General features: G+C 34.9%; 22 protein-coding genes. 15 read left to right on the top strand and 7 right to left on the bottom strand.

The window, feature by feature from the left end; all coding sequences use genetic code 11:
- Positions 1 to 26: 26 nt before the first annotated feature.
- Positions 27 to 2,417, bottom strand: a complete 2,391-nt coding sequence (locus tag KO493_RS06705) for a TonB-dependent receptor (protein WP_216067176.1) — start codon at positions 2,415 to 2,417, stop codon at positions 27 to 29.
- A 311-nt stretch (positions 2,418 to 2,728) separates the two neighbouring features.
- On the opposite strand from KO493_RS06705, the gene KO493_RS06700 reads away from it, so the two are divergent.
- Positions 2,729 to 3,991 carry a cellulase family glycosylhydrolase gene (locus KO493_RS06700; RefSeq protein ID WP_216067175.1) on the top strand — a complete coding sequence of 421 codons (1,263 nt, stop codon included), beginning with the start codon at positions 2,729 to 2,731 and terminating at the stop codon, positions 3,989 to 3,991.
- A gap of 37 nt (positions 3,992 to 4,028) precedes the next feature.
- Here KO493_RS06700 and KO493_RS06695 read toward each other — a convergent pair whose 3' ends face one another.
- Positions 4,029 to 4,328: a hypothetical protein gene (locus KO493_RS06695; RefSeq protein ID WP_216067174.1), complete on the bottom strand. Its 300-nt coding sequence runs from the start codon at positions 4,326 to 4,328 to the stop codon at positions 4,029 to 4,031.
- Between the two features lie 35 nt (positions 4,329 to 4,363).
- The gene (locus tag KO493_RS06690; protein ID WP_216067173.1) at positions 4,364 to 4,594 is read right to left on the bottom strand and encodes a hypothetical protein; all 231 of its coding nucleotides are present in this window, start codon (positions 4,592 to 4,594) and stop codon (positions 4,364 to 4,366) included.
- Positions 4,595 to 4,849: 255 nt separating this feature from the next.
- Here KO493_RS06690 and KO493_RS06685 point away from each other — a divergent pair, with 255 nt between their 5' ends.
- From KO493_RS06685 to KO493_RS06670, 4 genes are all read left to right on the top strand, one after another.
- Positions 4,850 to 5,413 (top strand): TetR/AcrR family transcriptional regulator, encoded by a 564-nt coding sequence (locus tag KO493_RS06685; protein ID WP_216067172.1) that lies wholly within the window; start codon positions 4,850 to 4,852, stop codon positions 5,411 to 5,413.
- A 72-nt stretch (positions 5,414 to 5,485) separates the two neighbouring features.
- Positions 5,486 to 6,046, top strand: a complete 561-nt coding sequence (locus tag KO493_RS06680; RefSeq protein ID WP_216067171.1) for a carboxymuconolactone decarboxylase family protein — start codon at positions 5,486 to 5,488, stop codon at positions 6,044 to 6,046.
- A 133-nt stretch (positions 6,047 to 6,179) separates the two neighbouring features.
- A complete protein-coding gene (locus KO493_RS06675) occupies positions 6,180 to 7,514 on the top strand; it encodes an MATE family efflux transporter (protein WP_216067170.1) in 1,335 nt (444 codons plus the stop codon).
- Between the two features lie 26 nt (positions 7,515 to 7,540).
- Entirely contained in the window at positions 7,541 to 7,711 is a 171-nt protein-coding gene (locus KO493_RS06670; protein ID WP_216067169.1) for a hypothetical protein, read from the top strand.
- A gap of 164 nt (positions 7,712 to 7,875) precedes the next feature.
- Here KO493_RS06670 and KO493_RS06665 read toward each other — a convergent pair whose 3' ends face one another.
- Positions 7,876 to 8,517, bottom strand: coding sequence for a 2OG-Fe(II) oxygenase (locus tag KO493_RS06665; protein ID WP_216067168.1), 642 nt, complete (start codon positions 8,515 to 8,517; stop codon positions 7,876 to 7,878).
- A gap of 111 nt (positions 8,518 to 8,628) precedes the next feature.
- Here KO493_RS06665 and KO493_RS06660 point away from each other — a divergent pair, with 111 nt between their 5' ends.
- The 6 genes from KO493_RS06660 to KO493_RS06635 all read left to right on the top strand — a co-directional run bounded on the left by KO493_RS06660 (position 8,629) and on the right by KO493_RS06635 (position 16,573).
- Positions 8,629 to 9,084, top strand: coding sequence for a 6-pyruvoyl trahydropterin synthase family protein (locus KO493_RS06660; RefSeq protein ID WP_216067167.1), 456 nt, complete (start codon positions 8,629 to 8,631; stop codon positions 9,082 to 9,084).
- Between the two features lie 199 nt (positions 9,085 to 9,283).
- Entirely contained in the window at positions 9,284 to 9,847 is a 564-nt protein-coding gene (locus KO493_RS06655; protein WP_216067166.1) for a hypothetical protein, read from the top strand.
- An 80-nt stretch (positions 9,848 to 9,927) separates the two neighbouring features.
- Positions 9,928 to 11,004, top strand: a complete 1,077-nt coding sequence (locus tag KO493_RS06650; RefSeq protein ID WP_216067165.1) for an endonuclease/exonuclease/phosphatase family protein — start codon at positions 9,928 to 9,930, stop codon at positions 11,002 to 11,004.
- A 310-nt stretch (positions 11,005 to 11,314) separates the two neighbouring features.
- Positions 11,315 to 12,430: a hypothetical protein gene (locus KO493_RS06645; RefSeq protein ID WP_216067164.1), complete on the top strand. Its 1,116-nt coding sequence runs from the start codon at positions 11,315 to 11,317 to the stop codon at positions 12,428 to 12,430.
- A 116-nt stretch (positions 12,431 to 12,546) separates the two neighbouring features.
- Positions 12,547 to 15,468 carry a VIT domain-containing protein gene (locus KO493_RS06640; protein ID WP_216067163.1) on the top strand — a complete coding sequence of 974 codons (2,922 nt, stop codon included), beginning with the start codon at positions 12,547 to 12,549 and terminating at the stop codon, positions 15,466 to 15,468.
- 211 nt (positions 15,469 to 15,679) lie between these two features.
- Positions 15,680 to 16,573 carry a sugar phosphate isomerase/epimerase family protein gene (locus KO493_RS06635; RefSeq protein WP_216067162.1) on the top strand — a complete coding sequence of 298 codons (894 nt, stop codon included), beginning with the start codon at positions 15,680 to 15,682 and terminating at the stop codon, positions 16,571 to 16,573.
- Positions 16,574 to 16,588: 15 nt separating this feature from the next.
- Here the strand turns inward: KO493_RS06635 and KO493_RS06630 are convergent, their stop codons facing one another.
- A complete protein-coding gene (locus tag KO493_RS06630) occupies positions 16,589 to 17,371 on the bottom strand; it encodes a lysophospholipid acyltransferase family protein (RefSeq protein ID WP_216067161.1) in 783 nt (260 codons plus the stop codon).
- 65 nt (positions 17,372 to 17,436) lie between these two features.
- Between KO493_RS06630 and KO493_RS06625 the strand changes: the two genes are divergently transcribed.
- Together KO493_RS06625 and trpS are read left to right on the top strand one after the other, a co-directional pair.
- Positions 17,437 to 17,679 carry a GlsB/YeaQ/YmgE family stress response membrane protein gene (locus KO493_RS06625; RefSeq protein ID WP_216067160.1) on the top strand — a complete coding sequence of 81 codons (243 nt, stop codon included), beginning with the start codon at positions 17,437 to 17,439 and terminating at the stop codon, positions 17,677 to 17,679.
- Between the two features lie 87 nt (positions 17,680 to 17,766).
- On the top strand, positions 17,767 to 18,735 hold the full coding sequence (gene trpS / locus KO493_RS06620) for a tryptophan--tRNA ligase (RefSeq protein WP_216067159.1): 969 nt from the start codon (positions 17,767 to 17,769) through the stop codon (positions 18,733 to 18,735).
- A 204-nt stretch (positions 18,736 to 18,939) separates the two neighbouring features.
- On the opposite strand, the gene dprA is transcribed toward trpS, so the two are convergent.
- Positions 18,940 to 20,043 (bottom strand): DNA-processing protein DprA, encoded by a 1,104-nt coding sequence (gene dprA / locus KO493_RS06615; protein WP_216067158.1) that lies wholly within the window; start codon positions 20,041 to 20,043, stop codon positions 18,940 to 18,942.
- Positions 20,044 to 20,146: 103 nt separating this feature from the next.
- Between dprA and KO493_RS06610 the strand changes: the two genes are divergently transcribed.
- A complete protein-coding gene (locus KO493_RS06610; RefSeq protein WP_216067157.1) occupies positions 20,147 to 21,082 on the top strand; it encodes an SPOR domain-containing protein in 936 nt (311 codons plus the stop codon).
- A gap of 275 nt (positions 21,083 to 21,357) precedes the next feature.
- Complete coding sequence (locus tag KO493_RS06605) at positions 21,358 to 21,867, top strand: acyl-CoA thioesterase (RefSeq protein ID WP_216067156.1); 510 nt, start codon at positions 21,358 to 21,360, stop codon at positions 21,865 to 21,867.
- Between the two features lie 36 nt (positions 21,868 to 21,903).
- Here KO493_RS06605 and KO493_RS06600 read toward each other — a convergent pair whose 3' ends face one another.
- Positions 21,904 to 22,692: a leucine-rich repeat domain-containing protein gene (locus KO493_RS06600; RefSeq protein WP_216067155.1), complete on the bottom strand. Its 789-nt coding sequence runs from the start codon at positions 22,690 to 22,692 to the stop codon at positions 21,904 to 21,906.
- Between the last annotated feature and the right edge of the window lie 52 nt (positions 22,693 to 22,744).

Below are 22,744 nucleotides of genomic sequence, written 5' to 3'. Positions count from 1 at the left end.
TCTGATTTATTCTGATTTATAGTTTTCTAAAGGAATTGGTAGTTTAATTTTAAGAAAATCGCTCGACCTGGTTTTTGCAGTAAAAAATTATCATAGACCTGCTCGTTTAAAAAGTTTGAAAAATCTACTGAAACATTCAGTTTTTCATTAGGAAACGTATAGCCTAATCCTGCATCAAAGACCAATTGGGTTGGGATTTTATTTTTAGTATCGGCACTTCCAAGGCTTGACCAATTCAGAAAAAACTCGTGCACATAACTGGATTGCAAGTACATAAAAAGCCTAGATTTTTTTTGGATGACATCTTCTAAGGTGTACTCGACACCAGCATTAGCCATCAGATAAGGTTCATTTTTAAGGCGGTCGCCATAAATGATATTGTCATTACCGTTCTCATCAACTTTTAGCGTATTTCTGAAATCTAAATAAGTTCCATTGATATTGAATTTAAATTTCTGATTCAAATCATAGACAACATCCAATTCAACACCTGTTCCGGAAACCTCTTTTATGTTTTCAAATTTCCCTGTTGCTTGTCCGCCTTGAACATTCATCTGAAGTTTATCAGTGGTATTTCTGTAGAAGGCATTCATTTCTAATTTTATACCTTGGTTTCCCCCTAACGGCAGTCTGCCTAATATAAAACCTACATTCGCATTAAAACTTTGTTCTGGTTTGATATCAGGGTTATTGGTAATCGTCACCCCATTACCTAAGGCTTCAGTAGCATTTGGCAATCTCGTGGCTTGTTCTAGAGAAGATTTCAGTAAAAACCTTTGAAAAAGCTTATAGGACATAGCGAATCCACCACCCCAGTTAGAAATATTACTCGTCACGGGTCTCACCTCATATTCGGTGGTATAAACCAATTCATTAATAGAAGAATTAAAACCATACCACTTGACAAATGCATTCGCCCGAAGCCTGTTGTTGAATTTAATGGTCTCTAAAGAAAGTCCTGCAAAATGTGACGCTATGTTTTGAGGGTCGAAATAAGCCAATCTATGCGGTGGTGAGAACGGGTCTTCTCCAGTGCGGCTGGTACTGGTATACAAATAATTGAATCCTAATTTGAAATCTTTAGGCAGCTGGTAGGTGCCATTAAATCTCGCAATAGCAGAATTATCGGTTTGGGTATACAAAGAACGCCCATTTCGGCTGGTTTCGCCTCCAGAAGGATTGGTGCCTATCACCTCACCTCTCCAATCGTATCGTGCTGTGGTCGTATCAATCACCTCAGCTTTGGTATGCGAATACGCCGCAAAAGTACTCACATCTAGGCCTTTTGTAAAAATATCTTTTTTCTTGTATGTTAAACTAGGCATGAGCACCTGTTCATTATTACGCATTTCACCGTACACATGCCCCATGGTTTGCCCAGTTTGAACGCCTTTTTTAAGATCGGAACCCAAAATACTTAAGAAGAGCTGATCGGCCCATGTTTTATTAGTAAAACCAACATCTAGTTTTGTACTGAAGGTTTGAAAATCATCATTAAAACGTTCGGCGGGATTGTCTTTGGTAAATTCAATGGCCTTTCCTGTGCCTTCTTCTCCATAATAAACACCTCTTCCCCAAACCTTATAATTATTGTCTGAATAGGTATAAAAACTAGACAAGCGTGTGGTAAATCCAGAGTCAAATTTCCACTGTCCATTCAAGGCGACTTTATGCGTATTAAAAGAACCAAAGGAATAAGAGACTTCAGCAAAATTTTCAACCTGTTGCTTAGTCACCAAATTTATAGCGCCACCTAAAGCATCAGAGCCTAACTCCACAGGCACCACACCTTTAAAGATATCAATTCGCTCAATAAGCGCAATTGGTAAGTTATTTACAGAATATGAAGAACCAAAATAATCCATTGGAATACCGTCAATAAAAAAACGAATCGCATTTCCAGACATACCATTTAAGGAGTATTCAAAATCAGAGCCTACTCCTCCGGTAGTTCTTACACGTACCCCAACAGAATTATCTAAAACGGTGTTTAGAGCTATACTTTGGGTTTTTATCTTTTGAGTTTCAATAGCATTAACACTAAACCCAACTTCTTTAATTTTATCGGCTTTAGTTTTACCTACCACAAGCACTTGGTCTAATTCCGAGGTGTCTTCTTTTAAAACAAAATTTTTAATGATGTTTTCTTCCGAAACTACCACCACATCGATCTCTTCAGTTTGGTAGCCTATGGCAGAAATTTTTAGTGTATAATTTCCGTAGCGTACGCTATTTATAACATAGTGTCCGTCTAAATCGGTTGCGGTGCCTTGACTTGTATTTTTAAGTAATACTGTAACGCCTAATAGGTTCTGACCAGATTCATCAGTTACCCGCCCCTGAATTTGCCCGAATTGAGATTGGGCTCCAGCAAACACACTGAGAATCATAAAAAACAATACTACGAAACGGTTCATTTATTTAGACTTATTACAAATAGCTGCAAAAATATATATCCTAGCGTACATCTGCAAGTTATTTAAATCAATTATAAATAATGAAATTTGGACCCAAATCACATAGAATAAATAGCGTATAACCTATGATATACCATGAAATAATTAGAATAAAACAAAATATTCTATCAATCAAATAATTAGGCCCCTGGCGTTAATTTGAATTTTTCCTACAAGATTCAAATCATAAGAAATTAAAATGATTAATCTATTAGTAATAAACGTTGTAGTACTATATTTACATGGTAAGTTTTAATTAAAAAAAACCCTTCATGAAACCTCTAAATGCCTACTTACTAACTGTGTTCACTTTATTATTTGGTTTTTCAATCACGGCACAAAACCCTTTTGGTGTTAACCTGGCAGGTGCCGATTTTGGCTCCAACATGCCCGGAACTTTTGGTGTAGATTACACTTACCCTACCGAAAATGAATTAGATTATTACAAAAGCAAAGGGCTTACTTTAGTTCGTTTACCATTTAAATGGGAGCGTATACAACCGAGCCTAAATGGTAGTTTAAATTTAAATGAATTACGACGTATTAAAGACGTTTTAAATGCCGCAGAAAACCGAAATATGCAAGTCATTCTAGATTTGCATAACTACTGTCGTTATAAATTAAACGGACAAGAAGTTATTATTGGTTCAAGTCAATTAAGCATCGCGCATATCAAAGACCTCTGGACAAAATTGGCCATTGAACTTAAAGACCATTCAAACATTTGGGGTTACGGCATCATGAATGAACCTCACGACCTTCTCGCCAATGCGCCTTGGTTTGATACCGCACAAAACATTATTGATGGTATAAGAACCAACGATACACAAACAAACATTATCGTTGGTGGAGACAGTTGGAGTTCGGCTGAACGCTGGATGCAGTACAGTGATAACTTAAAAAATTTAAACGACCCGGCTAACAAGCTCATTTTTGAAGCCCATGTGTATTTTGATAATGACGCCTCTGGGACTTACAAAGGCAGTTATGATGCTGAAGGGGCCTACCCCAATATTGGTATAGATCGTGTTGCGCCCTTTGTAAACTGGTTACAAGCCAATGATCTTAATGGTTTTGTTGGCGAATATGGTGTTCCTGCAAACGACAACCGTTGGTTAACGGCTTTAGATAATTTTTTAAATCATTTAAAACAAAACTGCATTAACGGGACCTATTGGGCAGGTGGTCCGTGGTGGGGAAATTACATCCTTTCTGTAGAACCGGATGGCTCAACAGACAAACCACAAATGGCTATTTTAGAAAAACACTTGAGCACGGCATCGTCTTGCAGTACATTAAGTTCAAATAACATAGAAAGTGATATCAAGTTTCAACTGTTTCCCAATCCCTTTAACGACCATATTATGATTAAAGGTCTTAAAACTGGTGCCGAAATTAATATCTGGGATTTGCAAGGGCGATTGGTTGCTTCACAAGTGGTAGAAAACTCTAAAATATCGAATTTAGACGGACTTCATTCAGGGGTTTATATTCTTAAACATGAACATAAGTTTATTGGACGGGTGGTTAAATAAAACAGCTCTCTTATTTTCCAAAACGTTGAAACGATTACTAAAATTTTATTCCTACACTTATACCATAAGATCTAAAGAAAATGGAGACAGGGTCTTCATTTCCAAATACCAAAGGATCAGTGTCTTCTAGGTCAAAATGATTGATGTCGCCAAAAACATTAAGATTTAAATTGAAGTCATCTCTTTTTAAGAAAGGAAAACCAATACCTAGTCTTAAATTATTCCCGTTACTAAATTTATCTTTATCTACAGTAATGTTTCTAGCGTAACGTAGATAAGCAAAGACATTATCATCATCAACGAAATAAAACTTCAAATTACCGCCTAATCTTAACATAAAAAAATCAGCTTCAAATTGATTGAATATTCCTGCTAACCCACCACACTTAATTTTTTAAAGATTTTGTAATTCATTGAATAATGTAAACCAGCACCGACTTTAGAATCTAAATTAATATGTGTAACAGAATTCATAAACCTATAATGATAGTCTATTTTACTAGGAACAACAAATTCCATTTCTACAGTAGAAAACCATTTATCTTGTGCATAACTGTTTATACAACACAGTGATACTATTGTTATTAAAAATATTTTTTTCATAATGATTGATTTATAACTATTCTACTTTTCAAGCTCAAATATAAGTATATACTTACTTTATTGCCGCTTTAGTTTATTCTAAATAGTATTTGCTTTAATATCATATGATGAAATTAAAGTAGAGTCATTCCGTTAAAAAAAGGAAACAATACCTAATTTCAGGTAAAACTCCTCAAATACCCCAAAACCAAACAAAACGTTAAACATTTTTTTATTTCTAAACGATTGTTTAGTTTTGTAGTGTATTTAAAGGTCATGGCAAGAAAGAAAGCATATATAGAAGAAGAAGTTATCGAAAAAGCCATGCATTTGTTCTGGAAAAATGGTTATGAAACCACCTCGATGCAAATGCTTGAAAAAGAAATGGGCATTAATAAATTCTCTATCTATTCTAGCTTCGGAAACAAAAATGGTGTATTTCTTGAAAGTTTAAAGTGTTATAAAAAGAAATTAAACGCTTTAATTGACGACTTAAAATCGAAGTCTAACGGTGTTTTAGGCATCAAAGCATATTTCTATAATTTTATTGAATTCACTAAAGAAACCGAATTTGGTAAAGGCTGTTTGGTAACCAATACGGCTAACGAATTAGGTGCTCAAGCTGAAGACCGCATAAAAAATGTGCTTTCAGCATTTACAGATGATGTTAAGCAGGTCTTCATTAAAAGCCTCAAACAAGACGCCACGAAGGATGAAGCCACAATTGAACAGCAAGCCGATTTTTTACTTATTGCCATGTTCGGATTAGCCTCTGCAACGAAGGTTTTTAGTAAACCTCAGCTTGATAACTATATTGAAAATACCTTTAAAAATATTTAATACGAATTAAAACTATTTTTTTAATCAATAACTAAACGATTGTTTAGTTATAAATATCTTAAAATTAATATTATGAGCACAACAACAGAAAATTTAACGATTCACGATACCACATCGGCACCAGAAGGAAGCAAAGCATTACTTGAAAAATCTCAAAACGCTTATGGTTACGTTCCAAATTTACACGGCGTATTAGCAGGAGCACCTGGTTTATTAGAAGGTTACCAAGTATTACACGAATTATTTTCAAATTCATCATTCAACAACGATGAGCTTACCGTAGTTTGGCAAACCATTAACGTAGAGCACGAATGTCACTACTGTGTTCCAGCACACACCGGTATCGCTAAATTCATGAAAGTTGACGATGCCATTACTGAAGCATTAAGAAACAAAACGGAATTGCCGAATGCTAAATTACAAGCTCTACACAATATGACTTTATCGGTAACTAAAAACCGTGGTAAGGTATCTCAAGAAGAAATTAATACCTTTTATGAAGCTGGATACAACCAGAGACATGTATTAGAAATCATTCTAGGTTTATCTCAAAAAGTGATTAGTAATTACACAAACAGTATTGCTGAAACTCCTATTGATAAGAGCTTTCAACAATTTGCTTGGAATAAATAAGTAACTCTAAAAAGCCTTTGCAGTCATGCAGAGGCTTTTCTTTTTTAAAACATTTAAAGGAGTATAAAAAGGCATAAATAGCATATAGAATATTAGTTTTGCAGGATAGCTTTTAATGCATTTCCAACAATAAATGATAACTAATATCACCTTAAAACAAATAAATAAGCTTGCTATTCCAGCCTTAATCGCTGGGGTGTCCGAACCTATTTTATCACTTACCGATGCCGCCATCGTTGGAAACATCCCCATTAACGCTACCGAATCCCTTGCTGCCGTTGGCATTGTAACTACTTTCATTTCAATGCTTATCTGGGTTTTAGGGCAAACACGAAGTGCTATATCCTCTATAGTATCTCAATACGTGGGCGCAAATAAGGTAGAGCAAATAAAAAACCTGCCCGCTCAGGCTATTTTTATTATCACTTCCTTAAGTTTACTCATCATCTTAAGCACCTACCCGTTTGCCAAACCCATTTTCAAACTATATAATGCGACCAATCTTATTTTAGATTATAGTATCGCATACTATAAAATTCGTGTTTTAGGCTTCCCTTTTACCTTATTTACCATAGCAATTTTTGGTGTATTCAGAGGTTTACAAAACACCTACTACCCTATGGTTATTGCTATTATCGGGGCAACATCAAATATTATTTTAGATGTGATTTTTGTTTACGGCATCAAGGGTTACGTCCCAGCCATGCATATTGAGGGCGCTGCTTACGCCAGTGTGCTAGCTCAAATTTTAATGGCTGGGTTATCGGCTTATTTTTTACTGAAGAAAACCGATATTCCGCTAAGGCCTACATTTCCTTTTAATCCAGAAATTAAGCGCTTTATTGCCATGATCCTCAATTTATTTATAAGAACCATAGCACTTAATGTAACATTATACTTGGCCAGTGCTAAGGCCACCAGCTATGGCGCCGAATACATTGCAGCCTACACCATCGCCATAAATTTATGGTTTCTGGGTGCCTTTATTGTAGATGGTTATGCCAGTGCGGGTAATATTCTCTCCGGAAAACTATTCGGTGCTAAAGCTTATGACACCCTCATTCTTTTAAGTAATAAACTTATTAAATACGGTCTATTAGTTGGGCTAGCACTTGCAGCCGTAGGTGCTTTATTTTACTATCCTATCGGACGCATATTCACGAAAGAACCTGAGGTTTTAGAGGCTTTTTATAGCGTTTTTTGGATTGTCCTTGCCATGCAACCGCTTTGTACTTTAGCCTTTATTTTTGATGGTATATTTAAAGGACTCGGTAAAATGGGCTACCTTAGAAATGTGTTACTCTTTTCTACCTTTATCGTGTTTGTTCCCATTGTTTTTTGGCTCGATGCCCTAAATTACAAACTGCACGGCATTTTCATCGCCATCACCTTTTGGATCATCGCTAGAGGGGTACCACTAATCATAAAATTTCGTAAAACCTTTATTCCCCTAGCCCAAAACACTTAACTTTGTAAAGAAGTAATTAAGCCCCAATGAAATTTTACCTAACCATTCTTCAAGAAATAAACATTGAAGAAAAAATAAAAGACGCCCCAGATGGCCAATATGAAATCGGTGTATTTATTGGTTCTATGCTCCCCTTTGTCCTGCTTGTATTACTTGCCTATTTAATTTATTATTTCAACAAAAAAAAGAATCAATAAAAGTTATGGATATCATGTCATTTTTAAGCGGAAACGGTTTGTTTCTCATTCTAGCCTTAGTTTTAATTATAGTTTACATCGTAAACCGTAAGCGCCGCCCATAAAAACTGTCCCCTAGAGGGGACCACAGGGGTGTTTTTTCGCAATATTCAAGAGCCCGCAAATCAGCGCGTCTTCAACCAACCCGTTATACTCAAACGTTCCGTTTTTACAGGACGCACTTCATGCTCGATAAGCTGACTTTCAAAAATAACAAGACGCCCAGGGAATGGATAAATAACCTTTTCGGTTTCTTCTCCGTTTTTGTTTAAATACATAACCAGTTCGCCACCATTTTCTGGTAGCCAACCTTCTTCATTTAGATAGCACACGAAAGATAATTTTCGTCGGTCGTCATTCTGAAAAGTATCTAAATGCCTTTTATAAAAGGTGTTTGTAGGGTAAATGGCGTAGTGAAACTCCTTGTGTAAAATTCCTAAGAAACAAGTGCGATTCAGATAACTTACCAAATCATTAATCTGCTCAAAAAAGAATTTTTCTTTAGCCGTTGCTTTGGTTTCATCCATCCAAAGAATCAAATCACCGCGAACAGCTGTTTCAATGGTTTCATTAAGGCGGTTCCCAATGGCGGCCTTTTTAAACCGGTCTTCCTCATACCTCGTGCTCATGGCTTGCCTTAAGATTTCCACCACTTCCAAAGAAAAGAAGTTTTCAATAACACTAAACTGTTGTTTTCCGATATCGGAAATAATTTGCTCATAAAGCGGATTTTCAACAAAATCCAAACCCTCAAAAAGATGACTCATAATTTTCAAAATAAAAGCCTATCCTTAAGTAGATAAAAGCGGGCAAATGTAAACTAAATATCATTTGAATTAACAAAATGAATATCTTTGTAAAACCAACACAAAAAAACAATGGCAAACAACATTCGCATCACTAAACAATTCTCTTTTGAAACCGGTCATGCCCTTTACGGATACGACGGAAAATGTAAAAATGTGCACGGTCACAGTTACAAACTTTCGGTTACGGTTATCGGAAAACCCATTGCCGATAAAGCCAACGTAAAATACGGCATGGTTATCGATTTTGGGGATCTTAAAAAGATTGTAAAAGAAGAGATTGTTGATGTTTTCGACCACGCTACTGTTTTTAACAAAAATACACCGCATGTTGAGTTGGCTAAAGAATTACAAGAACGCGATCATAACGTACTACTTGTAGACTACCAACCTACCAGCGAAATGATGGTTTTAGATTTCGCTAGTAAAATAGCCAAACGTTTACCAGACCATATCAAATTACACTCTCTAAAACTTCAGGAAACCGACAGCTCTTTCGCACAGTGGTTTGCATACGATAATATTTAGGGCGTTACCGCAAGGGTCGGGCTTTTCACTATATCTTTTTTATTACAGGCTTATAGCAACAAAGGGAGTAGCTATGTTTTAAGTCATGGTTAACTACTGGTGTTCGTTATTTTTAATAAAAAAGGATGCCGTTTCAATCCCTAACGCGCTTCACAACAAAAACCAAAGATTTCCGTTAAAACAAGTATTTCAATAACCAATGAAAAAACTACTAATCCTATTCACATTCTGTACATTTACCACCATTTCAAAATCTCAAAATGCAAGCGTAGAAAAATCTACCTACGGCATACAAACCGGATTTTTAGGAATTTGGGCACACAACGAAGCCAAATTAACTAACCGCATCGCATTACGCACAGAATTAGGACTAGATGCAGGCATTTCGGTAAGCAGTTATAACGATTCCACTAAGTTTTTATTAGCTCCTGTTATTACTTTAGAACCCCGATGGTACTACAATTTAAATAAAAGAATAAAAAAATCTAGACGTATTGATGGTAACAGTGGAAATTTTATTTCACTAAAAACCAGTTTTCATCCCGATTGGTTTGTAATAACAAACCACGACAATGCACACGTCATTCCTAATTTAGCAATCATTCCCACTTGGGGCATCAGAAGAAACCTAGGCAACCATTTTAATTACGAAACAGGTATTGGACTAGGTTATTCTCATAACTTTAATAATGACACATATTACATGGTAAATAAGGGTGAAGCCATTTTAAATTTGCACCTACGCATCGGGTATCGTTTTTAACAAAGCTATTTAAACCAATCTACTAGGTCAGCATTTACTAGATTTTTCTATTTTTGGTAGGTGGCATAAATCTATTACACATGGGCACCTTTTTTCTAGCTTTTTCGGCTGGGCTAATCATTTTAAGCATTTTACCGTTTAGTAAAAATCAGCATTGGTTTTTTCGTGTGCCCGAATTTCTTAAAATTCAACTGCTCTCTTTTCAAATTATCGCTTTATTAGGCATGTTTGTTTTTAGTAATAAAACCAGTTGGTTTTGGCTTTTAGCAGGCACTCAAACAGCTTTAATCATCTACCATATTTATATTTTAGCACGCTTTACTAAGTTTTATAAAACACAAGATTACGGTCCAAAACAAGCCAAAACTCTTAAAGTTATTTCGACCAATATTTATCAATACAATCAAGATTTTGAGCGTTTTAAAACTTTCATTAAAAAAGAAAACCCTGATTTATTCATAACCATAGAAAGTAATAGCGATTGGGAAAAAGCCATGCGCGATTTAGAACAAAGCTATCCACATACCCAAAAAATTACTTTGGAGAATACTTACGGCATGCATTTATACTCTAAACTGCCGTTCGAAAAAGTTAACACACACTATTTTGTGGCCAACGACATACCTAGTATCGAAGCCCATTTAAAAACCAAAGATGGCGAGGATTTTGTCCTATTCTCGGTACACCCACCACCACCAAGTCCTACCGAAGAAGACACCTCTAAGGAACGTGATGGCGATTTACTGTCTATAGCAAAACGAGTAAAAGAACTAAATAAACCCACTATGGTTATAGGCGATTTTAACACGGTAGCCTGGTCTAAAATAGCAGCGTTATTTCGTAAAAATAGCGGATTAATAGATGGGCGCACGGGGCGTGGTATACTTTCTACCTACCATGCGAAATATTGGTTTTTCCGTGCACCTTTAGATCTTGTTTTCCATAGTACCACTATTTTCTTGAAAGAATTAAAACTCCTGGAGCACATAGGTTCCGATCATTTCCCGATATGCTGTATCTTTTGTGTGGACTCTAACGCCTATTCATTTACACAAAAAAAAGAAGTGGAACATATTTCTTCCGAAGAAAAAGATGAAACTAATGCACTTATTCAAGACGGTAAAGACGAAATAAACACGAACAGGATGGCTCCGTAAAAATGTGTTAGCACAACAATTTTACACCTAAGCATACGCTTCTCGAAACCTAATTAGGCAAAAAAAGAGAAAAACAATTTATTCTAGACGAATTTACTATGATTTTTTTGTAATATTCCACCTTCATTGTGTCGAATACAATACGGAATATGCTAAAGCCAAAAAAGCACTTTATTATCACGGCAAACGAAGTAGAAAACAATCTCAAAAAACCTATAAAATATTGATAATACCTACTTTAAAACATATTAAATTAAATAAAATAGATTTCAAAAAAACCCAAGCCCTACTGTTTTATATGTTTTTTTCGATGGCTTATAGTCAACAAAAAATAATAAAAACAATTGTTAATCAAGAAACATTATTAACTGTAGCCCATGCAGATGTTGTAAGTAATGACGGTTATACTATCGCTAATTCTGAGGGGAAATTTGAATTGTTTACAGATTCAAAAAAAATTAAAATTAGAAGGATTGGTTATGAAGATTACGAAATTCTTATTGAAAAACTCAAAAAAGTAGATTCTATTTTTTTAAAAGAAAAACACATGGAACTCCATGAAGTAGTCTTAGGCAACACCATGTTAATAAATAAATATTTAGATAGTACTATTGGAAAATTTCCTAAAACAAAACACAGTGAAAATTTCTTCTTAAGAGCCACTCTAAAAAAGGATAATGAACTAGTAAAACTAATCGATATTTCTGGACAACTGGAGCGCCAAAAAACATTTAGCTCAAAAAAGGACTATAAGAAAAATTGTTCCTTTGAAATTAAAAATATTCGTAAAGCGGGCGTATTGGATCATTCGAAAAATACCCCAGATTTTGAAATGTTTTCCCTGAGTGAACTATGTTATAGAATTAATTTCTTCATCTACCGTCCTAAGTTTTTCAATTATGAATACGAGTCTTACATTGATGAACACATCCTTAAAGTAAATTTCACTCCAAAAGATGGTAAAAAAACTTTTAGCGGTCATTACCTTATAGATACAGCCTCTACGACTATAATTAAAGCCCATATCTCGTCAACAACCATTTCAGAATTCACAAAGAAAAACAAAAATAAATGGCGCACCGTAGGCTGGCATTTGGATACACGTTTAGCGCATGAAAACAGCCAAAACAACATGCATGTTCGCCATGCTATTTTAACATTCGATGTTGAATATATCAATAAATTAGGTGAAACAGATTTATACCATATTAGGTATGATATCCACTTTGACAAAAAACTCCATAAGGTACCAGTAATTGAAAACATAAAGGCCAATAAAGAAATATTTACGCTAGATTTTGACTATAATGAGGCATTTTGGAAGAACCAAAATCAACTGCCATTAACCAAAGAAATGGTGGATTTCATCAATGGTCTAGACACATTAAATCAGAATGAATTTCAAGGCATTACGAATATAAAATAATGATAAACCAATTAAGTTAATAGCTAGCCAAAATAATTCGGAACACTTATTGTTGCAAGAAAAATCAAAAGGTTATCAAAACCTTTTTTAAGCAATGCAACAAAACCATAAAATATATGAAAAACCTATGCCGTTTCATCATCATTATAGCATGTTCACACCTTACAAATGCTCAAATTATGAATAATCCTATGATAACCACTTCTAATAAAAACGATAAACCTATTGTTTTAAACGACTTAAAAATAGATGTTTTTGTAGTCGATAATATCGCTACTACAACCATAGAAATGGTGTTTTATAACAACAACAGTAGCGTTATGGAAGGCGAATTAAACTTCCCCTTACCAAACGGTGTTACTGTTTCTCGTTTTGCATTAGATGTTAATGGAGAAATGCGAGAAGGTGTTGTAGTTGAAAAAGAAAAAGCAACTCAGGCTTTTGAAGCTGTGGTACGTAAAAATATCGACCCCGGTATGGTTGAGGTTACTAAAGGCAATAATTTTAAGGCAAGAGTTTACCCTATTCCTGCTCATGGCACTAAAAAAGCACTCATTGCATTCAATCAAGAATTAAAGAACAACGACCAAAATTACATTTACCAATTACCTTTAAATATTAAATACAAACTAAAAAGCTTTCATGTAAAAGCAGAGGTAGTTATGAATAAACCAGAGGTTGTAAAAAGCGCACAACCTACTATAAACTTAAATTTTACCGAAGCACAAAATAGCTACATTAGCGAGTATCATGAGTCTGATGCCCGATTAAACAGTCAGTTATCATTTTCCATACCTAAACCCAAAAAAGTTAAAAAGGTTATAACCTATAAAGGGAAAGCTACTTCTAATAACTATTTTTATGTAAATCTGAACTTAAAGGAAGAACAAAGAACGAAGAATAAGCCTAAAAATATTACCATTGTTTGGGACGAATCTTCTTCAGGAAAAAATAGAGAACTAGGCAAAGAACTTGAAATTTTAACCCATTATATAAAATGGTTAAACCATGGAAATATTACCCTAATAACCTTTGTCAATACCAAAAACACCGAACAAACTTTTAAGATTCAAAATGGCACGTCTCCCAAACTTATTAATGCCTTAAAAGCTATTAAATATGATGGTGGAACCAACATAAATGCTGTTGATTTTTCGAAGATTAAAACCGATGAAATTTTACTTTTTACCGATGCCATTTCAAATTTTGGCGAACAACAACAGGCAGCATTTCGGGCACCAATTTTAGCATTAAACAGTTCTAATATTGCGAATCATAATTTATTGTCGCATTATGCTTCAGCTTCAAATGGATCATACATAAACGCTATTGAAATATCCGTAGAAACAGTTTTGGAGCGCTTAACCCATCAACAAAAACAATTTATAAAAGCGGAATATAATTCAGAAAAGATATCTGAAATCTATCCGAAAAACGGACATCAGATCACAAATAATTTCAGTTGCTCTGGTATCATTGAAGGCGCACAATCTGAACTAACACTTCACTTTGGATTTGGAAAAGAAATAACAGAATCACACACTGTTTTAGTCGATAATAGTATTAGAAAAGATAATGCTCTTGGTGAACGCATTTGGGCTCAAAAAAAATTACAAAATGTATTGGTTGAAGCCGATAATGATGCCATAAAAAATCATGGAAAAAAATTCAATTTAGTCACCCCAAATACCTCGCTTATTGTTTTAGATGATGTTGAAGATTATGTACAATATGAAATCGTACCACCAGCATCGTTACAAAAACAGTATCACGATTTAATAGCAAGACGAAATCAGAAAAACGCAACAAACAAACAAAACAGAATTGAGCAATTGTGCGAACAATTTGAAGAAGACAAACAGTGGTGGGAAAACGCCATTGATTACAGACATGTAAAGGAAGCATTAGATAAAAAACCTAATGAACCCGTTATAGCTGTCTACGAAACATCTCCCCTAGCCACCCCTGAAGTTTTTGGCGATGTAGAAGATGAAATGGAACTAGAAGAAGATGCTATTTTAGAGGAAGTCGTGGTGGTTGGCTATGGAACTCGTAGACGTAATCTATCAAATTCTAATAAAGCAAAAAAATCAGAAAGACCAAAACCATCGCAAGCCACACTAAAAATTACCGCTTGGGATAGCAATGCGCCTTTCATAAACGAATTAAAAGCAGTAGACACTCCAGATATTTACAAGACATATTTAGAGCTAAAACCGGAATATGAAACTTCACCATCATTCTATTTTGATGTAGCAACATACATGTTTCAGAAAAACCTAAGAGATCAAGGCTTAAGAGTTATTTCGAACTTAGCCGAATTAGAGCTAGAAAATGTTGAAATACTGCGCACACTGGGTAGAAAGCTTGCTGAATTTAAATTTCACAAAGAAGCTATTGCCATTTTTAAGGAAGTGATGCAAACCCGTTCCTTTGAACCGCATTCATATATAGATTTAGGGCTGAGTTATGCTGGTAATGGCGAATACCAAAAAGCAATAAACAACCTATACACGGTTATTGAAAAACATTGGGATGACGACATCATTTCACGTTTTAATGGCATAGAGATTATTACGTTACACGATATAAATAACATTATTTACCATCATAAAAAAGAACTGGATACTTCATTCATTAACACTTGTTTTTTAAAACCCATGCCTGTTGATATTCGAGTAGTTATAGATTGGGATGCTAACGAAACAGATGTTGATCTATGGATAACAGATCCACGCAACGAGAAATGCAGTTACAGTAACAAAGAGACTAAAATTGGAGGTAAAATATCCAATGACATTACACAAGGTTACGGTCCAGAAGAATTCCGTCTTAAACATGCTATTGATGGTAAATATATTGTTGAAGCAAAATTCTTTGGCTCAAGCAAACAATCTGTTATAGGTAATATTACGGTACGTGCTTTTGTTTACACCAAGTTTGATACAAAAGAAGAAACCAAAGAAGTACTTACTTTGCAATTAGAACCAACTAAAGGTGGTGAATACACCATTGGAGAAATAGAATTCACAAAATAAATCTGTTAACCAATACGCAAAGATAAAATGCGTAAAAACCAGTGAAAATCAGTGTCAAGAAAACCTAACGTAAGAGTAAGCACCAAAAACCATCAACTAACAACCATCAACCAACTACAGTATTGTGATATCCTTTTTATATCTTTAAGAAGCAAAAGTCATTGCTATCAAATGACAGCTTTCTAATTAAAACACCATAAAACAGCATCATATGACGGATTCAAAATCTCCATTAGCAAACAACCATACAAACAGCCATAAAGATTTAAATCTATCTATTTTTTCGAAGCATTTAAAGTTTTTAGACTATAACAGTATGAGTGAAGCTGTTGCAGAAATGGGATTCAACGGTATTGATTTAACCCTAAGACCGGGCGGACATGTTTTACCGGAACGCGTTCAAGACGATCTTCCTCGGGTTACCGAAGCCATGAAAGCTTTCAACCTAGAACCAAATATGATTTGTTCCAGTGTGAAAGATGCCAATAACCCAGACCATTTAAAAATTCTGGAAGTGGCTAGCCATTTAGGTTACAAGTTTTACAGACCCGATTTACTCACATATACCAAAGAAGAAGGCGTTTTACAGGTGGTTGAAAAAGCTAAAACATATTTTAACTCCTTAGAAAAACTAAATAAAAAATTCGGGATAAGTGCCAGTTACATTAATCTTCCTGGTGAATTTTATGGCTCTGCTATTTGGGATTTACAACAAGGCCTCGAGGGCTTATCACCAAAATTCATTGGAAGCCAATATGATATTGCACACGCCAGTATTGAAGGGGGTACCAATTGGGAAATTGGCCTTAAACTTATCAAGCCGCATATAAACACAATAGTCATTAAAGATTATATCTGGGCTAAGAAAAATGGCCAATGGCATTTTGAATACACGCCTTTAGGTGAAGGCATGATCGATTTTAAAAAATATTTTACTTTGTTGAAAGCATACAAAATTAACGTGCCTATTTCAATACATACCGAATACGATTTAGGAGGTGCAGAAAGTGGTGGTAAACCAACCATTGAAAATAAAGAAGTCTTTAGAAGAATTAAAAAAGATGTAGATTTTACAAGACAACTCTGGAAGGAAGTTAATCAATAAGCAAAATCAAGGTTGCTAGTCTAAAGTGGCGGAGTCGAAAACTACCTGACTAACTTTAGAATTGGGATTAAAAAGTTGTAACTGATTTGAAATAACCTCTCGCGTCTGTGCGTTCAAGACTTTCGTGTCTTCAATGGTTAAACCAGCCGTTGGAATGAACTTATGAATCTTAACACGCATACGACCAGGGCCACCGCTAAAAAATGTATATGATAAACGCTTTTTATTGTCACCAAATGTTATGGGTACAATTGGTATTTGATGGTTTATGGCCAATCTAAAGGCGCCATCCTTAAAAGTATCTAATTCAATATGCTCCTCGGGAACACCGCCTTCTGGAAAAATACAAATACTTAATCCCGATTTAAGCCGCTTCTGTGCTCTTAAAAAAACAGCATGTCTACTTTTTGCCGAACTACGATCAACTAAAATACAAGTACGCTTATAAAAAAAGCCGAAAAGCGGAATTTTAGCCAACTCAGCCTTTCCTACAAATACAAAAGGGCTTTTTACCGAAACCAGCATGAGCATGATATCGGCCATCGATGTATGGTTAGCAACAAACATATAACTTTTGCCCTTTTCTGGTTTTTGATCACGCTTTATTTTATAAGCAAATCCCATACCTATTAAAATAAATTTTGACCAGATACGCGCTAACCTAAAAAAGAAAGGATACCAAGATTCCTTTAATATAGATACTACTAAAATTGGAAACATAACCAAAATTGGCAAGCACACCAAGATGTAGAAATATACCCGGTAGAGGATCCAAAATAAACATTTAAGAATTTTCATACCACTCAAAAATACTATTATAATTTGATTATCTTTAAAACTTACTAACTATAATAATATAAATTATGGGATTACTGTATGCGCTTTTAATTGGTGCTATTGCTGGCTGGTTAGCTGGAAACCTTATGAAAGGTGGTGGATTTGGACTACTAATAAACATTATTATCGGTATTATTGGTGGTATTGTTGGAAACTGGTTATTTGCCACACTAGGTATTTCATTTATTGAAGGTTTTATTGGCGATATTTTAACTGGTGCCATTGGAGCTTCGGCTATATTATTTATTGCTGGCTTATTTAAAAAGTAAACTATTTATACCTTATTTTAAAAAGTGGCACCTGCCACTTTTTTTATTGGGTAACTTATCTTTAAATTTGCGCCTTACAATAAAATTATGGCAAGAATACTTACAGGCATTCAGAGTACAGGAGTTCCACATTTAGGAAACATTTTAGGCGCGCTTATGCCAGCAATCAAAATGGCGAACGACCCTAAAAATGAATCGTTTTTATTTATAGCAAACCTGCACACCTTAACTCAAATTAAAGATGCAGATATTTTAAGAGAAAACACTTATGCTGTAGCTGCAACTTGGTTAGCTTTTGGATTAGATATTGAAAAAACAGTATTTTATAGACAAAGTGATGTACCACAAACCACCGAGCTTTCTTGGTATCTAAGTTGCTTCTTCCCATACCAACGTTTAACATTAGCACATAGTTTTAAAGATAAAGCCGATCGTTTAGAAGACGTAAACTCAGGGCTTTTTACCTACCCTATGCTCATGGCTGCAGATATTTTGTTGTATGATGCCAATATTATTCCTGTTGGAAAAGACCAATTGCAACACATTGAAATGACCCGTGATGTGGCCTCTCGTTTTCATGCAAAAATGGGTGAAGTATTTGTGTTACCTGAAGGGAAAATTCAAGAAAACACCATGCTTATTCCCGGTGTTGACGGTGAAAAGATGAGTAAAAGTAGAAACAACACCATAAACATCTTTTTAACCGATAAAAAATTACGAAAGCAAATAATGGGTATTCAAACAGATAGCACTGCTCTTGAAGACCCTAAAGATTGGAGTACTTGCAACTGTTTTGCGATATATAAATTATTAGCAGATGATGCTCAAATAGAAACTATGAAAGCCAATTATGAAAATGGTAATTATGGTTATGGTCACGCCAAACAAGCGCTATTTGAATTAATTGTTGAAAAATTTGCAACTCAACGTGAACGTTACACCTACTACATGAACAATTTAGAAGAAATTGATAAAGCTTTAGCTATTGGTGCCAAAAAAGCACAAACTGTAGCAAATAAAGTTTTAGCTAGAGTGCGTGCTAAAGTAGGTTTTTAACAAATTCCTGCGAAGGCAGGAATCTCATGATTAAAACAAAGACACTTTTAACTTTGTGAAAATTAAAAGTATTATAGGTAATTTTGAATAACTTCTATTTGAATATCTGCAGACTAGTCTATAGTAGTGATGAGATGCTGAATCAAGTTCAGCATGACGAAATTATTACAACTTCTATTGATGAGATTCCTGCTTTCGCAGGAATTAAATAACCTCGAACAATTTACCTGGCAAAGGCCTAACAACACCTTTAAGCTCCATAGACAATAACAAACTGGCTACTTTGAAAATAGGTAACTCACAATTCATAGCAATGCTATCCAATTGCTGTTTTTCAATATCTTTCAAATAATTAAATATTAATTTTTCGGAAGCATCCAATTCAACAAAAAGTTGCTTTTGAACAACAGGTTTACTTACACCTTCAAGCTCCCAATTTAAAATATATGGCACATCTAAAGGTGTAGTTAACATGTGTGCTTTTTGATGCTTAATCAAATTATTACAACCTAAACTTTGACTATCGCCAATTCTTCCAGGCACGGCAAAAACATCACGATTATAGGAATTAGCAATATCGGCAGTAACAAGACTTCCGCCTTTTTCAGCAGACTCAATAACTATGGTAGCCGAACTCAATCCAGCGATAACACGGTTACGTTTCAAAAAGTTATTCCTGTCAAAATTATCATTACTCCAAAAATCGGAGAGGAAGCCACCATTTTTTTCCATATCCACCATATACTTTTTATGGACTTTAGGATAAATTTGATTTAAACCATGAGCCAGACAGGCCACTGTTTGTAAATCGTGTTTCATGGCTGCTTTGTGTGCAGTAATATCGGTGCCATAAGCAAAACCAGAAACAATAATAGGGTTATAAACCGCCAGCTGCTCTATTAAATCTTCGCAAAAAGCAATACCATTTGTGGTAATTTTTCGAGTTCCTACTATGCTAATAATAGGTTGCTGTTTTAAATTAATATGTCCCGATTGGAATAATAAAATAGGCCCATCAATACAGTGTTTTAGTTTTTCAGGATAATCTTCAGCTTCAAAGTAGGATACTTTAATGTTATTCGATTTAATGAATTCAATTTCCTGTTCAGCATCCTTTAAATGATGTGATTTGTGTAATTCAGCCAGAATAACCTGACCAACACCATCAATTTTAAGTAGATTTTGCTTTTTTTCTTTTATAACACCTTCCGCAGAACCACAGTGTGCAATGAGTTTTTTAGCAGTAATATCACCAATATTAGGTACATGTTGCAAGGCAAGCGCATAAAGCAAATCGTTTTCTGTCATGCTATCTGTTTGATTTTTAATCTAAAATAAAATAATTTTCATTCTGTTAATAAATAGTTAAGCCTAAATTTCATCTAAACCTATAATTTTATAACTTTGAAATATGCAACTAGAAACATACATAAGCGATTTACTCTATAGATATGAGTGCGTTACCATTCCTGAATTTGGTGCTTTTTTAACAAAATCTGTATCGGCAACTATTAATGCGGATACAAATACCTTTCATGCTCCAAAAAAAGTATTATCTTTTAACGAGCAAATTCAGCAAAATGATGGTTTACTAGCACATTATATTGCCGATGTAGAAAAAATCCCTTTTGAAGTTGCAAACAAAAAAATAGCAAAGCGCGTTCGACTAATTAAATCTTATTTAACAGAAGGTGAAACCTTAACTTTTAAAAACATTGGTGACATTGTTCTTAATAATGAAGGTAAAATTTTATTCGAACCAACCTATCACTTGAATTACTTAACCGATGCTTTTGGTTTATCTCAGTTTTCTTCAAACGAAGTCGCTCGCGAAGTTTACAAGAAAGACGTTCAAAAAATTGAAAAAGTAGTTCCTATCGCTATTACTCCAGAAAAGCGTGAAGCTAAATCTTATTTAAAATATGCCGCTGTAGCTTTAATCGCCTTGACTTTAGGCGGATTTGGAGCTTCTAAATTTTACGTGAATCAAGTTGAAACACAAAATCAACTGGCACAAGAAGAAGCTACCAAACAGCTAGACACTAAAATTCAACAGGCTACTTTTAATCTTAATCCGCTTCCAGCAGTTACACTAAACGTCACGAAACAAACTGGAAACTATCACATTATTGCTGGCGCTTTTCGCGTTGAAGAAAATTGTGATAAAATTATTAAAGAGCTAAGAGCCGATGGTTTTAAAGCTAGAAAAATTGGCGTGAACAAATACGGTTTACATCAAGTGGTTTATGCCAGTTACGAAGACCGTTTAGAAGCTTCAAAAGCACTGCGCGACATTAAAAAATCGCACAATTCTAATGCTTGGATGTTAGTTCAACAATTGGATTAATTCCCTGCCCCGTATCCCTTTATATAATTTAATAATCATCCTTTTTCTATAGGTTGATTATTTTGATGTACACTCAATTTACTTTAGTAAGAAAATTAAATAGATAATTTTTTCATGCATTTACTTCATTTTCATCGAAAAAATTAACGATACCTTCACTTAACCCTAAAGAAGTTAAATCGAATCATCAATAATTGGTAAAAGTAAAAGAGCCCTTTAATAGGTGATGAAAAATCTCATAAATCGCAGTACCTTTGCGTTTTAATATTTTGATAATGAACGCTAAAGCACCTCAAGAATCTAGAACGATAATGACCGACTTGGTTTTACCAAGCGAAACGAACCCTTTAAATAACCTTTTTGGAGGCGAATTATTGGCTAGAATGGATCGCGCCGCCGCAATTTCTGCAAGACGCCATAGTCGTCGTATTGTCGTAACGGCCTCTGTGAACCATGTTGCTTTTAATAGTGCCGTACCACTAGGTAGTGTGGTTACTGTTGAAGCTAAAGTATCTCGGGCTTTTAGAACCTCAATGGAAGTGTTTATTGATGTATGGATTGAAGACCGCGAATCGGGTGCGCGCACCAAGGCTAACGAAGCCATTTACACTTTTGTAGCTGTTGATGAAACCGGACGTCCCGTAGCTGTTCCAGAATTACTTCCTGAAACCGACTTAGAAAAAGAACGTTTTGCTGCCGCTTTACGCCGTAAACAACTCAGTTTACTTTTAGCAGGAAAAATGAAACCTCAAGATGCTACCGAATTAAAAGCACTTTTTGAGTAAAAACCATAAAATTTACGAAGTAAAAAACCGAATCACTTAACGTGAAAGGTAGCAGTCTGGGTGCTCAAGCCTCGTGAGATTTGGCATTTCATTAAAAAGCGCCTTAGCAGTTTCAACGGGTATTTTTGTCGCGTATATACTAAGTTCCTGAAGCTTTGTAAGCTTAGTAAATCCCTCTGGAAAACTTACTATAGGACTGCCAGATAATACGAGTCGTGATAAATGACTCAAATTCTTAATAGCCTCAGGAATTGAAGTTATTCCCTGAGAGCTTATCGCTAATTCCTCTAAAGATTCTAATGCGCAGATACTTTCAGGAAATACTTTAAGCTGGGTTTGCGATACATTAAGTGAAGTAAGCTTAGTTAAACTAGAAACATCCTCTAAAAAAGAGCGTATTGGGTTTCTAAACAAATCCAAGGATTTTAAGTGTACCAGGTTTACCATTGCATTAGGAATGGTTGCTAATTGCCCATCATCTACTTTAAGTTGCACTAAGTTTTCTAAATTCCCTATAGTATCGGGCAACTTTGTAATGGGGTTTCCACCCATACTAAGAATTTTTAGATTACTAAGCGCCCCAATGGCTTCCGGTAATACTGTTAACTCATTGCCGTTAAGATATAATTCTTTTAAATTTGGTAAAGCACCAATCCACTCGGGTAAAGACGCTATTTTATTATTTTGAAGTGAAAGAATTTCTAAATTCAAACATGATTTAATTGCTGGATTAACCGCTTTTAATCTTTTACCATCCAAGTTCAATTCTATAAAATCAAGTGGCGCTTTAGAAATTTCTCTAATGGACGTGCTGGATTTTAACATAGGTTTTTTAGATTGAATTCATATAAAAATAAGCAATATTACCCTTTTATTA

It is taken from the genome of Pseudotamlana agarivorans (assembly GCF_018860245.1).
Classification (GTDB): domain Bacteria; phylum Bacteroidota; class Bacteroidia; order Flavobacteriales; family Flavobacteriaceae; genus Pseudotamlana; species Pseudotamlana agarivorans_A.
Note: the sequence above shows the minus strand (reverse complement) of the source record. Positions and strands in the feature narration are given on the sequence as shown.

What these genes read in the sequence shown, in the direction of transcription:
- KO493_RS06645 (WP_216067164.1), top strand. Translation starts at nt 11,315, where the DNA reads ATGGCTTATAGTCAACAAAAAATAATAAAAACAATTGTTAATCAAGAA.
- KO493_RS06625 (WP_216067160.1), top strand. Translation starts at nt 17,437, where the DNA reads ATGGGATTACTGTATGCGCTTTTAATTGGTGCTATTGCTGGCTGGTTA.
- KO493_RS06610 (WP_216067157.1), top strand. Translation starts at nt 20,147, where the DNA reads ATGCAACTAGAAACATACATAAGCGATTTACTCTATAGATATGAGTGC.
- KO493_RS06675 (WP_216067170.1), top strand. Translation starts at nt 6,180, where the DNA reads ATGATAACTAATATCACCTTAAAACAAATAAATAAGCTTGCTATTCCA.
- KO493_RS06600 (WP_216067155.1), bottom strand. Translation starts at nt 22,692, where the DNA reads ATGTTAAAATCCAGCACGTCCATTAGAGAAATTTCTAAAGCGCCACTT.
- dprA (WP_216067158.1), bottom strand. Translation starts at nt 20,043, where the DNA reads ATGACAGAAAACGATTTGCTTTATGCGCTTGCCTTGCAACATGTACCT.
- KO493_RS06605 (WP_216067156.1), top strand. Translation starts at nt 21,358, where the DNA reads ATGAACGCTAAAGCACCTCAAGAATCTAGAACGATAATGACCGACTTG.
- KO493_RS06655 (WP_216067166.1), top strand. Translation starts at nt 9,284, where the DNA reads ATGAAAAAACTACTAATCCTATTCACATTCTGTACATTTACCACCATT.
- KO493_RS06695 (WP_216067174.1), bottom strand. Translation starts at nt 4,328, where the DNA reads ATGTTAAGATTAGGCGGTAATTTGAAGTTTTATTTCGTTGATGATGAT.
- KO493_RS06650 (WP_216067165.1), top strand. Translation starts at nt 9,928, where the DNA reads ATGGGCACCTTTTTTCTAGCTTTTTCGGCTGGGCTAATCATTTTAAGC.
- KO493_RS06635 (WP_216067162.1), top strand. Translation starts at nt 15,680, where the DNA reads ATGACGGATTCAAAATCTCCATTAGCAAACAACCATACAAACAGCCAT.
- KO493_RS06670 (WP_216067169.1), top strand. Translation starts at nt 7,541, where the DNA reads ATGAAATTTTACCTAACCATTCTTCAAGAAATAAACATTGAAGAAAAA.
- KO493_RS06665 (WP_216067168.1), bottom strand. Translation starts at nt 8,517, where the DNA reads ATGAGTCATCTTTTTGAGGGTTTGGATTTTGTTGAAAATCCGCTTTAT.
- KO493_RS06630 (WP_216067161.1), bottom strand. Translation starts at nt 17,371, where the DNA reads ATGAAAATTCTTAAATGTTTATTTTGGATCCTCTACCGGGTATATTTC.
- KO493_RS06680 (WP_216067171.1), top strand. Translation starts at nt 5,486, where the DNA reads ATGAGCACAACAACAGAAAATTTAACGATTCACGATACCACATCGGCA.
- KO493_RS06685 (WP_216067172.1), top strand. Translation starts at nt 4,850, where the DNA reads ATGGCAAGAAAGAAAGCATATATAGAAGAAGAAGTTATCGAAAAAGCC.
- trpS (WP_216067159.1), top strand. Translation starts at nt 17,767, where the DNA reads ATGGCAAGAATACTTACAGGCATTCAGAGTACAGGAGTTCCACATTTA.
- KO493_RS06660 (WP_216067167.1), top strand. Translation starts at nt 8,629, where the DNA reads ATGGCAAACAACATTCGCATCACTAAACAATTCTCTTTTGAAACCGGT.
- KO493_RS06700 (WP_216067175.1), top strand. Translation starts at nt 2,729, where the DNA reads ATGAAACCTCTAAATGCCTACTTACTAACTGTGTTCACTTTATTATTT.
- KO493_RS06690 (WP_216067173.1), bottom strand. Translation starts at nt 4,594, where the DNA reads ATGAAAAAAATATTTTTAATAACAATAGTATCACTGTGTTGTATAAAC.
- KO493_RS06705 (WP_216067176.1), bottom strand. Translation starts at nt 2,417, where the DNA reads ATGAACCGTTTCGTAGTATTGTTTTTTATGATTCTCAGTGTGTTTGCT.
- KO493_RS06640 (WP_216067163.1), top strand. Translation starts at nt 12,547, where the DNA reads ATGAAAAACCTATGCCGTTTCATCATCATTATAGCATGTTCACACCTT.